12 protein-coding genes and 1 riboswitch are annotated in these 14,313 nt (G+C 70.4%); of the genes, 1 reads left to right on the top strand and 11 read right to left on the bottom strand.

The window, feature by feature from the left end:
• Window positions 1-56: 56 nt before the first annotated feature.
• On the bottom strand, window positions 57-917 hold the full coding sequence (locus tag ACIQ9G_RS30645; RefSeq protein ID WP_403616032.1) for a thioesterase family protein: 861 nt from the start codon (window positions 915-917) through the stop codon (window positions 57-59).
• 152 nt (window positions 918-1,069) lie between these two features.
• Between ACIQ9G_RS30645 and ACIQ9G_RS30640 the strand changes: the two genes are divergently transcribed.
• Complete coding sequence (locus ACIQ9G_RS30640) at window positions 1,070-2,317, top strand: alpha/beta hydrolase (protein ID WP_403616029.1); 1,248 nt, start codon at window positions 1,070-1,072, stop codon at window positions 2,315-2,317.
• Here ACIQ9G_RS30640 and ACIQ9G_RS30635 read toward each other — a convergent pair.
• From ACIQ9G_RS30635 to ACIQ9G_RS30590, 10 genes are all read right to left on the bottom strand, one after another.
• A complete protein-coding gene (locus ACIQ9G_RS30635) occupies window positions 2,226-2,882 on the bottom strand; it encodes a trimeric intracellular cation channel family protein (RefSeq protein WP_356187837.1) in 657 nt (218 codons plus the stop codon). The two genes, ACIQ9G_RS30640 and ACIQ9G_RS30635, sit on opposite strands and share 92 nt — an antisense overlap.
• Before the next feature lie 47 nt (window positions 2,883-2,929).
• Window positions 2,930-4,321, bottom strand: a complete 1,392-nt coding sequence (locus ACIQ9G_RS30630; protein WP_403616027.1) for a M1 family metallopeptidase — start codon at window positions 4,319-4,321, stop codon at window positions 2,930-2,932.
• Window positions 4,322-4,415: 94 nt separating this feature from the next.
• Window positions 4,416-5,936 carry an ABC transporter ATP-binding protein gene (locus ACIQ9G_RS30625; protein ID WP_403616024.1) on the bottom strand — a complete coding sequence of 507 codons (1,521 nt, stop codon included), beginning with the start codon at window positions 5,934-5,936 and terminating at the stop codon, window positions 4,416-4,418.
• Between the two features lie 14 nt (window positions 5,937-5,950).
• Window positions 5,951-7,033 (bottom strand): ABC transporter ATP-binding protein, encoded by a 1,083-nt coding sequence (locus ACIQ9G_RS30620; RefSeq protein WP_403616022.1) that lies wholly within the window; start codon window positions 7,031-7,033, stop codon window positions 5,951-5,953.
• Window positions 7,030-8,040, bottom strand: a complete 1,011-nt coding sequence (locus tag ACIQ9G_RS30615; protein ID WP_403616021.1) for an ABC transporter permease — start codon at window positions 8,038-8,040, stop codon at window positions 7,030-7,032. The genes ACIQ9G_RS30620 and ACIQ9G_RS30615 overlap by 4 nt, the downstream gene beginning before the upstream one ends.
• 89 nt (window positions 8,041-8,129) lie before the next feature.
• Window positions 8,130-9,845, bottom strand: coding sequence for an ABC transporter substrate-binding protein (locus ACIQ9G_RS30610; protein WP_403616454.1), 1,716 nt, complete (start codon window positions 9,843-9,845; stop codon window positions 8,130-8,132).
• A gap of 66 nt (window positions 9,846-9,911) precedes the next feature.
• The gene (locus ACIQ9G_RS30605) at window positions 9,912-10,910 is read right to left on the bottom strand and encodes an ABC transporter permease (protein ID WP_403616018.1); all 999 of its coding nucleotides are present in this window, start codon (window positions 10,908-10,910) and stop codon (window positions 9,912-9,914) included.
• A 397-nt stretch (window positions 10,911-11,307) separates the two neighbouring features.
• On the bottom strand, window positions 11,308-12,105 hold the full coding sequence (locus tag ACIQ9G_RS30600; protein WP_403616015.1) for an enhanced serine sensitivity protein SseB C-terminal domain-containing protein: 798 nt from the start codon (window positions 12,103-12,105) through the stop codon (window positions 11,308-11,310).
• A gap of 237 nt (window positions 12,106-12,342) precedes the next feature.
• On the bottom strand, window positions 12,343-13,146 hold the full coding sequence (locus ACIQ9G_RS30595; RefSeq protein ID WP_403616012.1) for an enhanced serine sensitivity protein SseB: 804 nt from the start codon (window positions 13,144-13,146) through the stop codon (window positions 12,343-12,345).
• A 138-nt stretch (window positions 13,147-13,284) separates the two neighbouring features.
• Window positions 13,285-13,974 (bottom strand): AAA family ATPase, encoded by a 690-nt coding sequence (locus tag ACIQ9G_RS30590; protein ID WP_403616451.1) that lies wholly within the window; start codon window positions 13,972-13,974, stop codon window positions 13,285-13,287.
• A gap of 173 nt (window positions 13,975-14,147) precedes the next feature.
• Window positions 14,148-14,243, top strand: a riboswitch (glycine riboswitch).
• Window positions 14,244-14,313 lie beyond the last annotated feature (70 nt).

Here is a 14,313-nt window from a genome sequence, read left to right as displayed (position 1 = left end):
CCGGCCGGCGCCGGGAGGCGAGACCCCCGGGCCGGCCGGACCGCCGCGGGGACCGCTCAGCCCAGCCGGACGCGGGCCAACTGGCGGGACTGGGCGACGAGGCGGTCGGCGCTGTCCCAGACCTCGGCGTCCTCCTCCAGGAAGCCGCCGGCGAGGTTGCGGGTGGTGATGGAGACGCGCAGGGGACCCGGCGCCGGGCGGCAGCGGACGTGCACGGTCAGCTCGACCGTCGGGACCCAGCCGGTCAGGCCGATCTCGAACGCGGTCGGGGGCAGCGCGTCCACCGCCAGCAGCAGGGAGAGCGGATCGGCGTCCCGGTCGTCGGCGAGCCCGAACCACGCCCGCATCTCCCCCTTGCCGGAGGGCGCGCCGAGTGCCCAGCCGAGGGTGGCCGGGTCCAGTTTGAGCATCAGGCGGTCGGCGATGGCCGAGCTGCCGGAGACCGGGGCGGGACCGTCCTCGGGCCCGAAGCACTGCCCCATCGGCGGGATCGCGGGCGGGGCCGCCGTGGTGCGGACGTCCTCGGGCAGCGTGTCCAGGTCGCCGTAGGAGGCCAGGACGCGGATGCGCTCCACCTCGCGGCCTTCTTCGTCGTACTGGAAGAGGGAGGCCTGGCCGGTGGAGAGGGTGCGGCCGGTGCGGACGACGTCGGTGCGGACGACGGCCGGGCCCGGCTGGGACGCGGTCAGGTAGTGCGCCGAGACGGTGAACGGGTCCGGGTGCGGCAGAGCGTCCGCGAGCGCACGGCCGAGCACGGCCAGCAGATAGCCGCCGTTGACGGCGTTGATGATCGTCCAGCCGGCGGAGAGGTCGATGTCGTAGACGCCGGGGGCGCGCCGGACGAGCGCGGTGTCGCGGTCGAACTCACTGTCGCCGATCGTGGCCCGCGTGGCCGGGGCGGAAGCTGCTTCTGGCATGCGTGAACCGTACAACAGGTAACTACTAAGCGGTAGCTTTGCCTCTCGCGATCCCCCCGCGACACCGAATCCCGGGTGAGGGTCCGGCAATTTCTCGGTAAGTGTCCGTACACGCCCGTAACCCGAGCCCTCCGCAATCCCTCTATGGGGACATGAGCCTCACCGGGACCGCGTTCCTGTACACCACCGTCGTGCTCGCGGCCGTCGCCCTCGCCCTGCCGCTCGTCCTGTGGTCGCGGCTGCCGGGGCCGCGGGCGCTGCGCGCCGCCGCCCGGGTGCTGATGCTGCTGTTCGCCCAGGCCACGGCCGTCACCCTGGTCTTCGTCCTGGTCAACAACGCCAACAACCTGTACGACAACTGGGCCGACCTGCTCGGCACGGGCAACCACGTACAGCAGGCCGCCGACCTGGGCGCCGACGGCACGGGCGGCATCGCCTACCGGAAGCTGCCGAAGGTGCGGCAGGAGTTCGGTCCGGCCGAGGGGCCGGGGATGCGCGCGGCCGGCGGCGTCCGGGTCACCCAGCTCAAGGGCCGGGTCTCCGGGGTGGGCGCCGAGGTCTACGTCTGGCTGCCGCCGCAGTACGACGACCCCGCGTACCGCACCAGGAAGTTCCCCGTGGTCGAACTGCTGTCCGGCTACCCGGGCTCGGCGAAGGCCTGGTTCGGCTCCCTGAAGGTGCACGAGCAACTGCTCCCGCTGATGCGCAGCGGGCGGGTCGCGCCGTTCATCCTGGTGGCCCCGCGCACCAACCTGATCGCCAAGGTGGACACGGGCTGCGCCAACATCCCGGGCACCGTGAACGCGGACAGCTGGCTGAGCATCGACGTACCGAAGATGATCACGGACAACTTCCGTGCCGAGCCCGGGCCGAACGGCTGGGCGACCGCGGGCTACTCGGCCGGGGCGCACTGCGCGGTCAAACTCGCCGTCGCCCACCCCGACCGCTACCGGGCCGCGGTGAGCCTGTCCGGGTACAACGACCCGATCGGCGAGCGCGCCTCGCTGGCCGCCCAGAACGTGCAGCTGCGCCGGGCGAACAATCCGTACTTCCTGCTGCGCGGGTACCGCAGGCCGCCGCGCGTCGCCCTCTACCTCTCGGGCGAGTCCGGCGACGGGTACCAGGCGGGCGTGGCCCTGGAGCAGATCGCGAAGCCGCCGACGACCGTGCGCGTGGTGTTCCTGCCGCGCAGCGCGGGCGGCCACAGCATGGCGCTGTGGCGCCCGCAGGTGCCGACGGTGTTCCGTTGGCTGACCGCGGAGCTGGCGCCCCGGCCCGGCGGTCGCCCCGGCGCCCGTCCCGGCACGGTCACTCCTCCCGGACCGTCGACCGGCGGTTCCACGCCCGCGGAGCTCGCCAGTGGAACTTCATCGCGAGCAGGCGCAGGACGAAGGCGGTGACCACCGCGAGCCCGCTGGTGAACGGGGTCAGCGTGTCGTAGTGGATGCAGAGCACCACCATGGTGGCGCCGACGATCGCCGGGACCGCGTACAGGTCGCGGTCCCAGCGCAGCAGCGACGGCACCTCGTTGGCGAGCACGTCCCGCAGCACACCGCCGCCCACCGCGGTGGCCAGGCCCAGGGTCGCCGACGCGGTGAGGTTCAGGCCGTACGCGTACGCCTTGGTGGTCCCGGCGACGCAGAACAGGCCGAGGCCGGCCGCGTCGAAGACGTTGACCGCCACCTGGATGCGCTCCACGTGCGGATGCAGGAAGAACACCAGCAGCGCGGCGAACAGCGGGGTGATGAAGTAGCCGAGGTCGGTGAAGGCGGCCGGCGGCACGGCGCCGATGACCAGGTCGCGGAACAGCCCTCCGCCCAGCGCGGTGACCTCGGCGAGCACGGCGATGCCGAAGACGTCGAAGTTCTTGCGGACGGCCAGCAGCGCGCCGGAGATGGCGAACACGAAGATGCCGATCACGTCGAGCGTGTGCTGGACGGAGGGACTGAACAGTTGCTGTAGCACCCCCACATTCTTACTCAGAATCGGGTGCCGACCTTGCTATGCAAGGTTCAGAGGGCGGGTTTCCCTGTGGTGAAGAGCCACTTCTGGAACAGATCGTCGAGCTGCTGCCCGGAGACACGCTCGGCGAGCCGGATGAAGCCGGCCGTGTTCGCGTTGCCGTAGCGGTGCAGCCTCGTCCAGGCGGGCAGCAGCCGGAAGAAGGCCGGGTCGCCGATGCGCTCGCGCAGCATCTGGAGGGTCATCGCGCCGCGCTGGTAGACGGCCGTGGCGAACATCGTGTCCCGCCGCGGGTCGGCGACCTCGATCTGCCAGAAGGGACTGTCGGCCGGGCGGGAGTCGTAGGCGGCGCGGAAGGAGTCGTGCGCCGAGCGGGTGCCCTGGTGCTCGGCCCACAGCCACTGGGCGTAGGTGGCGAAGCCCTCGTTGAGCCAGATGTCCTTCCAGCGCTCCACCGACACCGAGTCGCCGAACCACTGGTGGGCCAGCTCGTGCACGATGGTCGACTCGTTGCGCACGGCCGAGTAGGCGGGCTTGCTCTGCACCTCCAGCGAGAACCCGGCCTCCGGCATGTCGTCGACGATCGCGCCGGTCTCCTCGAACGGGTACGGCCCGAAGACCTGCGACCAGTAGTCGGTGGCGGCGGCGGTGACGGCGTACACGTCGACGGCGCTGCCGTTCTCCAGCTTCGGGTCGGTGGCGACGTAGATCGGGATGCCCGAGGGGGTCTTCCCGGTCCGCACGTCGAACTTCCCGATGGTGGCGGTCGCGAGATAGGTCGCCATGGGCCTGCTCTCGCGCCAGTGGGTGTACGTCGAGCCGCCCTTGTCGTACGTCGAGACGAGCCGGCCGTTGGAGACGCCGGTCAGGCCCCGGGGCGCCTTGATCCGGATGTCGTAGGTGGCCTTGTCGGCGGGGTGGTCGCTGGAGGGGAACCAGGTGGAGGCGGCGTTGGGCTCGCAGGCGACGAAGACGCCGTCGTCGGTCTTCATCCAGCCGTAGTCGGAGCCGAAGACGATGGGGCCGTTCAGGGGTTCGGGTGTGCCGCCGTAGGTGACGGCGGCCGTGAAGGTCCGGTTCTTCGCCAGGGCGCCGCGCGGGGTGACGCGCAGTTCGTCGCCGTCGCGGGTGAAGGCGGCCCGTCTGCCGTTCACCTCGACCCGGGCGACCTCCAGCCGCTGCAGGTCCAGGTCGAAGGAGGACAGGTTCTGGGTGGCCCGGGCGGTGAGCGTGGTACGGCCGTCCAGGCGGCCGGTGGCCGGGTCGTAGGCGAGGTCCAGGGCGTAGTGGCGGGCGTCGTAGCCGCCGTTGCCCAGGCGCGGGAAGTAGGTGTCGCCGATGCCGTCGGCGCCCGGGGTGGGGGGCTTGGCGGCGGCGACGAGGAAGGAGGAGGCCACCGCGGTGGCGAGAGCCGTTAAGCGTGCCGAACGGGAGAGTGCCATGAGTCGTCCCTTCGGATGTGCCCATCAGACGGACACGCTCGACTCTGCGCTCTCCCGTTCGGTCATGTGCATGACTTTGCCAACTGGTCATGCCTTACTTGTCAGTTGACTCCTGACGGTCGGCGCTCTTGGGAGCTTCCGGAGCACCCGGCGTCTCCGGAGCCTCCGGAGTCTCCGGCGTCCCGGTCGCCTCGGGCGCCTCCGGGGCGGGGGCCTCCGCAGCGTCCTCGGCGGACTCGGCCGCGGCAGGCTCCTCGGCCGGCTCGGACCCGGACTCGGCGACGGGCTCCTCGGCCGGCTCCGCCGCCTCAGCAGCCTCCGCCGGCTCGGTCGCCTCAGCAGCCCCGTCCGATCCGGCCGATCCGGCCGCCTCGGTCGCGGGGTCCACGGCAGCCGGGGACCCCGTCTCCGTGGCCTCCGCCTCCGCCGGCTCCGGCTCGGGGGCGCCCACTTCCGCGGCCACCGCCGCCGAGGTCGCGGCCGACTCCGCCAGGACCTCGTCGGAGACCAGCTCGGCCGCCTCCTTCGCGGCCGACAGCAGCACCGTCTCCTGCGGGGCCTGGTCCTCGAAGTTCTCCGGGTGGTGGCAGGCCACCTGCTGACCGGGCTTCAGCTCCTTGAGCGGCGGCTCGGTCGTCCGGCAGATCTCCGTGGCCTTCCAGCACCGGGTGTGGAAGCGGCAGCCGCTCGGCGGCGCGATCGGCGAGGGGACGTCGCCCTTGAGCAGGATCCGCTCGCTCTTGGCGTTCTTGCGCTTCGGGTCCGGGATCGGCACCGCCGACATCAGCGCCTTGGTGTACGGGTGCATCGGCGCCTTGTACAGCGATTCGCGGTCCGCCAGCTCGACGATCTTGCCCAGGTACATCACCGCGATCCGGTCCGAGACGTGCCGGACGACCGACAGGTCGTGCGCGATGATCACGTACGTCAGGCCGAGCTCCTCCTGGAGGTCGTCGAGGAGGTTCACCACCTGCGCCTGGATCGACACGTCCAGCGCGGACACCGGCTCGTCGGCCACCACGAGCTTGGGGTTGAGCGCGAGCGCGCGGGCGATGCCGATGCGCTGGCGCTGACCGCCGGAGAATTCGTGCGGGTAGCGGTTGTAGTGCTCGGGGTTGAGTCCGACCACCGACAGCAGACGCTGGACCTCCTTCTTGACGCCGCCCTCGGGCTGGACGCCCTGGAGCTTGAAGGGGGCCCCGACGATGGTGCCGATGGTGTGGCGGGGGTTCAGCGACGAGTACGGGTCCTGGAAGATCATCTGCACGTCGCGGCGCATCGGGCGCAGCCCACCGACGCCGAGGTGCGTGATGTCCTTGCCCTCGAACTCGACCTTGCCCGCCGTCGGTTCCAGCAGCCGGGTGATCAGGCGGCCCATCGTCGACTTGCCGCAGCCCGACTCGCCCACGACGCCCAGGGTCTCGCCCTTGCGGACCTCGAAGTCGATGCCGTCGACGGCCCGTACCGCGCCGACCTGGCGCTGCATCAGTCCCTTCCGGATGGGGAAGTGCTTCTGCAGCCCGGTCACCTTCAGCAGGGCCTCGCCCGACGGGGCCTTGCCCGCCGGGGCCTTGCCGTCGAGGGCGGCACCGTCACTCTGCGCAGGGATGCTCACTGCCTTTTCCTCGCTCACAGCTTCGGCGCAATCTCTTCGGTCCAGATACGCTCCCGCTGCTCCTGCGTCATGTGGCAGGCCGCCCAGTGCCCGCGGCCGACCTCGGTCAGCTCGGGGCGGACCGTGCGGGTGACGTTGTCCTTCGGGACGTCGGCGTACGGGCAGCGCGGGTTGAAGGCGCAGCCGGACGGGACGTTGATCAGGGAGGGCGGGGAGCCCGTGATCGGGATGAGCCGGTCGGTCTGATCACGGTCGAGCCGGGGCATCGAGCCCAGCAGGCCCCAGGTGTAGGGATGACGCGGCGCGGAGAACACCTCGTCGGCCGATCCGCGCTCCACGCAGCGGCCGCCGTACATGACCAGCAGGTCGTCGGCGATCTCGGCGACCACACCGAGGTCGTGCGTGATCATGATGACCGCGGAGCCGAACTCCTTCTGCAGATCCCGGATCAGGTCGAGGATCTGCGCCTGCACGGTGACGTCCAGCGCGGTGGTCGGCTCGTCGGCGATCAGCAGTTCGGGGTTGTTCACCAGCGCCATCGCGATCATCGCGCGCTGGCGCATACCGCCGGAGAACTCGTGCGGGTAGCTGTCCACCCGCTTGCCCGGCTCCGGGATGCCCACGCGGTCCAGCATCTCGATCGCACGCTGCCGAGCGGCCTTCTTGGTGACCTTGTGGTGGACCCGGTAGGCCTCCACGATCTGCGTCCCGACGGTGTAGTACGGGTGCATCGCGGACAGCGGGTCCTGGAAGATCATCGCCATCTTCCGGCCCCGCAGCCGGCGCACCGCGTCGGGGTCGGCGCCGATCAGCTCCTGCCCGTCCAGCCAGACCTCGCCGGAGACCTTGGCGTTGGCCGAGCGGTGCAGGCCCATCAGGCCCAGCGAGGTGACGGACTTGCCCGAACCGGACTCGCCCACGATGCCCAGGGTCCTGCCCCGGCGCACGTCGAAGCTGACGCCGTCCACGGACTTGACCAGACCGTCGTCGGTGTCGAAGTGGATGCGCAGATCGCGAACGGAGAGGAACGCGTCGTCGGCATCGGAGGGGGCGACGGGGGCCGGTTCGCCCAGCGCCGCCTTGTCGAGCTTGCTCACGAGTACCTCACGCGGGGGTCGATGGCTGCGTACACCAGGTCGACGAGGAGATTGCAGAAGACGATGAAGAACGCGGCGACCAGGGTCACCGCCATCACGATGGGCAGGTCGTTGTCCTTGATGGCCTGGATCGAGTACGCACCGATGCCCTGCAGGGAGAAGACGGTCTCGGTGAGCACCGCGGTGCCGACGAGGGTGCCGAAGTCCATGCCGAAGATGGTGACGATCGGGGTCAGCGTGGACCGCAGACCGTGCTTCGTCACGACCGTGCTCTCCCGCAGGCCCTTGGCCCTGGCGGTCCTGATGTAGTCCTCGCTCATCGTCTCCAGCATGCCCGCGCGGGTGAGCCGGGCGTACGTGGCGGAGAAGAGGAAGGCGAGGCTGATCCAGGGCAGCAGCATGTGCCAGGCCCAGTCGGCCGGGTTCTCGGTGAACGGCACGTAGTCCGTGCTGTCCCAGATGGGCCACTGGTAGACGAACAGCGCGTTGATGACCTGACCGGTGAAGAAGATCGGGAGGGAGACGCCGGCGAGCGCGATGAACATCGAGATGCGGTCGATGGGCTTGCCCTTGCGCAGCGCCGAGACGACACCGGTGGTCACACCGAAGATCAGCCAGATCACCGCCGCGCCGACGGCCAGCGAGAAGGAGACCGGGATGCGCTTCAGGAGCTGCGGCCACACCTCGACGTGACTCTTGAAGGAGTAGCCGAAGCACGGAGCGTCGCAGTGGGAGGCATCAGGGCCGAACTTGTAGTCGGCGCCGACGAACAGGCCCTTGATGTAGTCCCAGTACTGGACGTAGATGGGCTGGTCGAAACCCAGGTTCTTCTTGATCGCGGCGATGGACTCGGGGTTGGCGTCCTTGCCGACGTACTGGGTGGCCAGCTGAGTGGCTGTCTGGCCGCCCAGGCGGGGGACCAGGAAGAAGATTGCGAAGGTGACTGCGCTGACCACCAGCAGCAGTACCACGGCGCCGAAGACGCGTCGGATGATGTACGCAGCCACAGCTGTGCGGCTCCGGGTGGCCGGGACGGAGTGTGTCCGTCCCGGCCACCCGGTGCCTTCACCTGCCTTTCAGGAATCCGGCCTGCTGGTTACTTGGAGGAGCCCAGCAGCGTGTAGTCGTACATGCCGAGGTACGCCTGCGTGACCGTGACGTTGGTCGCGGACGTAGGCCTGATCAGCAGGTTCTTGCGGTAGATCAGCGGGACGACCGAGCCGTTGTCCATGACCATCTTGTCGATGTCGCCCCAGGCCTTGGTGCGGGCCGCGGCGTCGGTGTTGGCGATGGCGTCGGACAGAGCCTTGTTGATCTTCGGGTCGTTCAGCTCCATCAGGTTGTTGCCGCCCGAGGGCTTGATGGCCGAACCGTCGATGATCTGGTCCAGGAAGCCGTAGCCGGTCGGCCAGTCGGCGCCCCACGCCATCATCATCATGCCGAGCTTGTGCTGGTGGACGTAGCTCGGGACACCGGCGAAGTTGGCGAAGTACTTGCCGGAGGGGAACTGCTTGATGTCGACCTTGATGCCGGCGGCCTTCAGCGAGTTCTGGATGGCCGTGGCCATCGCCACCTCGACGGGGCGGTCGGAGCGGGCCGTCAGCGTGGTGGCGAAGCCGTTGGGCTTGCCGCACTGCTTCAGCTCGTCCTTGGCCTTGGCCACGTCACCCTTGCTGCCCTGGGTCGCGTAGCTGTCGAACTTGGTGTAGCCGTTGACCGACGGCGGCAGCAGCGTGGTGGCCACGTCGCCCTTGGGCGAGCCGCCCGCGGCGTCGATGACCGACTGCTTGTCGACGGCCCACTGGACGGCCTTGCGGCAGTGGACGTTGTCGAACGGCTTCACGTGCAGGTTCAGCGCCATGTAGCCGGTGGCACCCGCGTACGAGTTGTCCGTCTGCTTGGCGTACTTGCCGCTCAGGACGCGCGGCTGGGTCTGCGCCTGGACACCGGCACCGGTGATGTCGGCCGTGGTCTTGTCGGCAAGCAGGTTGTTGTCGATCGAGACCGGGTTGACCTTGAACTTGACGTTGATCTTGTCCGGCAGAGCCTTGCGGATCGGGTCCGTCTTCGGGTCCCAGTTCGGGTTGCGGACGAGGCTGGCGCTGGCGCCCTCCTCGTACGAGGCGAACTTGTAGGGGCCGGAGGAGACCATGTGCTGGACGTACTTCGCGCCGTCGTCCTTCGCCTGCGGCACGGGGGCCGTCTGGGAGAAGGTCGCCAGGTAGTCGAAGTCCGCGAAGGGCTTCGCCAGGTGGAAGACGATCGTGGTGTCGTCCGGCGTCTCGATGGACTTCAGGCCCTCGGCCGACTTGTCCTTGTAGGGGCCCTTGTACTTGTCGCCGCCCTCGAGGTACGCCTTGAAGTACGTCGGGCCGTTGGACAGGGCCTCGGGCGCGAAGTTGGAGCGCTCGATCGCGTACTTGACGTCCTTGGACGTGATCGGGGTCCCGTCCTCGAACTTCAGGCCCGAACGCAGGTGGTAGGTCCAGGTCTTCGCGTCGGCACTGGCCTTGCCGAGGGAGGTCGCGAGGTCAGGGACGACCGTGAGGCCGTCCTTGCCCGCGGCCGGCTTGAACGTGACGAGCGTACGGGCGTACAGACGCGAGAAGTTCTGCACGAAGCCGTAGTACGTGTTGCCCGGGTCCAGGGAGTCCGGCACGTCCGAGTCCTCGAGGTTGACCGTCCCCCCCTTCTTGCTCGACGCGTTGACGATGGAGTCCAGCGCCGCATCCTTCTTACCGCTGCCACCGGAGCCCTTGTCGCTGCCGCCCCCGCCGGGGCCGCACGCGGCGGCACCCAGGGAGAGCACCATGACGGACGCCACGGCCGCGGTTACCCTTCTCGTCTTCACGTGAGGAAGACCCCCTCTATCGATGGATCACTTGCTGCGAGGGTCGAGGGCATCACGCAGCCCGTCACCCAGCAGGTTGAATGCCAGGACGGTGATGAAGATCGCCAGACCGGGCACGAACATGAACTGCGGATCAGCTGTGTAGAGATCCACGGCGTTGCTGAGCATTCCGCCCCAGGAGGCCTGCGGCGGAGCGATACCCACTCCGAGGAAGCTCAGCGCGGCCTCGAAGAGAATGTTCGTCGGGATGATCAGCGTCGAGTAGACGAGGATCGGCGCGACGAGGTTGGGGAGCAGCTCTCGGAACAGGATGTACGGGCCCCGGGCCCCGAGGCTCTGCGCGGCCTCGACGAACTCCCGCTTGCGCAGGCTCATCGTCTGGGCGCGCACGATGCGGCCGATGTAGGGCCAGCTGAAGAAGCCGATCACGAAGATCAGCACGCAGATGCGCAGCGAGAGTCCGTCGAGGCCGAAGAAGCCGTCCTGCACGGAAGCCGAGATGGCGATGGCGAACAGCAGCAGCGGGAAGGCCAGGAAGGTGTCCATCAGCTTGCTGATGAGGCTGTCCACCCAGCCGCCGTAGTACCCGGCGACGACACCGAGCACCACGCCGATCATCACCGAGAGGAGGGTGGCGCCGCCGGCGACCAGGAGGGAGACCCAGGAGCCGTCGATGATGCGGGCGAGCATGTCGCGGCCGTACTGGGGCTCGATGCCCAGCGGGTGGGCCATGCTCATGCCGCCCCAGGCACCCTTGGGGGCCAGCAGGGCGGGGTCGATGAGGTCCTGGTTGAACTTGTCGGGGTCGAGCCCGAAGACCCACTCGATCGGCTTGGCGAGCACCGCCATGAGGACGAGCAGGATGACCACGACGCCACCCGCCACGGCCACCTTGTCCCGCTTGAACCGCGTCCAGGCGATCTGGGTGAGTGAACGCCCTTCGATCTGGCTCTTCTTGGCCCCGGCGAGCACGGCCTCAGGCTGCGCTTCGGCCTCCGCCCCCGTGGTCTCGATCGGTGCGGTCACAGTGACCTGACCCCTCTCGCGCCGGTGGTGACCGGCCTTTGCCCGCCGCTGTGGACGGCTTGGTTCGCTTACCTGCTGCGCGGCGGCCGCCGATGGTTGCGGCCCAACTGTCCAGCGGATCTGTGGATTGGTTCGATCACAGGATCGATGGCCTCGCGTCTGAGAGGCGAGTCTTCAACGGGCTCACGATCACTCGCCAGAGCTGACCGGGAATGTATGCGCAACCGTGATGCTGTCCTGGGGATTCCGTTATCCGAACGGCGATGAACGGCCCTCGGACGCGGGACAGTTGGGACAGAACGGCAAAACTGCGCCTTTTGGCATCATTCGTCCGCGGTCTACGCGGGGAGATGTGCACGGACGGTGATGACGATGCGGTGCGAGTGTGCGCGGCCGGTCAGTAGCCGCCGTGAACCGGCGGGTAGCCGTACCCGGCCGCCGGGGCCTGGGCGGGGGCCGCGTGGGCCTCACGGTCGTAGAACGGGCGCGCCTGGGCGCGCAGCCACATCGCGACCGGGTCGTACTCGTCGGACATCGCGACGGTCGACACCGGCAGGCCGTCGGGGACCGCGCCGATGGACTGCTGCATCATCGCGCGCACCGAGTCCACGGCCTGCGGCGAGGTGTCGTACACGTCCAGGCCGATGGCGAGGTAGGGGGCGCCGAGCGCCGGCTGCACCCAGGCGCGGCGCAGCGAGCGGACCGCGGGCGTGCGGTGCGCGTTCTGCGCGAGCAGGGCGTAGAACTGCGGGATCTCGATGGCCGGTTCCGCCAGCCGCAGCGGGCCGGCCGGCTGGCGGTCCAGGCCGGCGGCGATGCGCCGCAGGTCGAGCCAGGGGATGCCGACGCCGCCGCCGGGCGCGTGCGGGTTGAGCCAGAGGCCGTAGTGGTCGGGGTAGAGGGTGCGGGCGACGTCCAGGCCGTCCACCACCTCGTACGACCGGTTCCAGCCGCTGGCCGACAGCTCCTGGGCGGAGGTCACGCAGGGGGCGTAGCCGTGGCCGTCGGCCTCCATGTGGCCGTACTGGGCGTCGGGCGAGCCGGCCTGACCGTGCCAGAGCAGCATCCAGACCTGGCCGGAGGAGGGGGTGGCGAGGGCACGCAGGAGTGCCTCGTAGGCGTCGTAACGCCCGGGCGTGACCTGGCGCAGCATCTGCTCGACCTGCCCGGCCGCGGCCGTGCCGCTTGCGCTCACCTTGAACCGACCGCCCCTCTGTGCAACCCCTCGACCCGGCCGTGCCCCTCGGGCCTGTGGTGAAAGTCCCGCCTGCCTCGCGACGGGCCCCAGGTCCTGGCGTCGCACGGCAGACGGGAGTTTGACGACAGGGCCTAGCTTAAGCCCGCCCGGGGGCCCGGGACGCCTGCCGTCCTCGCCCGGCCGCGGGCCGCCCGCGGGCCACCACGCGATCCCCCAGGCCCGTCCGGGAGGCCCTCAGTTGCCGTGCTGGTAGAACGGCCGCACCTTCTCGCGCATCCACTCGCCCACCGGGTCCTGGGCCGCGTCCAGGAGGATCAGGTTGACCGGCCACGGGGCGGGGGCCCGGCCGAGCGCGCGGCCGAGGGCGTCCATGGGGCGGATGCGCAGGTCGCCCTCCCACTGGGAGAGCTCGACGCCGACGAACAGGACCGGGTCGGCGGTCTCGATGACGGCGAGGCAGCGGCGGGCGGTGAGCACCACGCCGGTCTCGGCGAACTCGGCGGAGGCGGCGGAGAGGAAGTCGACCGGGTCGTCCTGCCAGTCGGGTTCGTAGAGGCGGACCCGGCCGCCGCTCGCGGGGCCGTCGAGCGGGGTCAGTCCCGTCCGGCACAGTTCGGCCACGACCGGCGGGGGCAGCGGGATGCCGACCACGCCGTCCGGGTTGAGGGCCAGCCCGACCTGCGGGGGCAGGCCGCGCGCGAACTCCACGGCGGGCGCGACGGTGTAGGGCATCTGGGAGCCGGCGGCCTGGCGGAGCTGCTCCTCGGAGCTGAACACCGGGACATAGGCCTGGCCCTCGACCTCCAGCGTCGGCAGGTCGAGCGGGCCGCTGTTCGGGCCGCCGCCGTTGGGCAGCGGGACCCACACGAAGCTGCGCCCCAGGACCTCGACGATCCGGGCGCCGGCCGAGGGGACGCCGAGGGAGGCCGACAGCACCTCCTCCAGCTCGTTGCCGGGCCATCCGCCGTGCGGGTGGGGGTGCGCCTGTGCCGGATAGTCCGCGGGAAGATCCGCGGGGAAGTCCGCCGGGAAGTCCATCTGCCTACCGCCTGCTGGGAACCACTGCTCTGACCGGCAAGGCTAGCGGGTACCGGGGCACGGGCGTCTCGCCGGGCCCGCACCGGCCGGAGCCGGTCAGCCCGCGAAGCCGATCCGGCGCAGCGCGTCCGGAGCCGGTCAGCCCGCGAAGCCGATCCGGCGCAGCGCGTCCGCCGCGTCCCGGTCGAGCAGGGTCGCCGAGCCGCAGCCCTCCGGCAGCTCCCCCCGCTCCACCGCGCGCAGCAGCCGGGCGGCGGCCGTGCGGTGGCGCAGGAAGGCGTACCGCGAGACGCCGCGGCCGCGCTCGCGCTGGCCGGCCAGCGCGGTGTCCGGGGTCACGTCGAGCAGGACCAGGTGCATCGTGCCGCCGCCGCGCCGGGCGGCGCGGGCCAGCCAGCCGCGCACCCAGGCCTGGGCCCCGCAGTCGTGCACCACCACTCCGCCGCCGGCCCGCAGGGCGCGGCGCAGCCCGGCGTAGTGGGCGAGGCGGACCAGCGGGCGGTAGAGCGCGTACGGCAGGAGGCGGGGCGCCCGGGCGTCCCAGCGGTCGCGGGTGTCCTGCGAGTCCACGCGCGCCCCGCGCACCGCGCGGCGCATCAGGGTGGACTTGCCGCTGCCGGGCAGACCGGTGATCACGACCACGTCGCCGGGGCCGAAGAGAAGGGCGCGGGGGCCCCGGCCGGCCCGGTCGCGCAGATCGCGGACCACGGGCGCGGGGCGCCCGCCGCACCGCTCGCCGGGCGCGGGCCGCCGGGACAGGGCCAGGCCCCGCTCGGGCAGCGCGAGGGCCGGGGTGGTCGCCTGCGCCGTCGTCCTCTTCACCGTGATCGTCCTCCCCTGGGGTCAGTCACAGTTCTCCCTCCCCGCCGAGTGTAAAGAGACGGTAATACGGGGTGTCTCGCGTTTTCGTACGCGTACCGCCACAGACCGGTTACAGACGTGGCCTGCCACGATCGGGCCGGGCGTGCAATGATGTGCGCGCCAACTGCATACCGGCCGCTTGAATCCGCGCGGGAGAGTTCCCAGCAGGTCGCTGGGGCGCCGAAGGAGCAAGTCCCTCCCTTGAATCTCTCAGGCACCATTACCGCGTGGGCGAGGCACATCTGAAAAGCGGGCCGCTGCCGCAGTGGCTCCACCCAAGGTGCAAGCCGTGACCGTCCGTCCACC

This window comes from Streptomyces sp. NPDC096152, from assembly GCF_044763235.1.
GTDB lineage: Bacteria > Actinomycetota > Actinomycetes > Streptomycetales > Streptomycetaceae > Streptomyces.
This window is presented reverse-complemented; position numbering and strand designations above follow the sequence as displayed.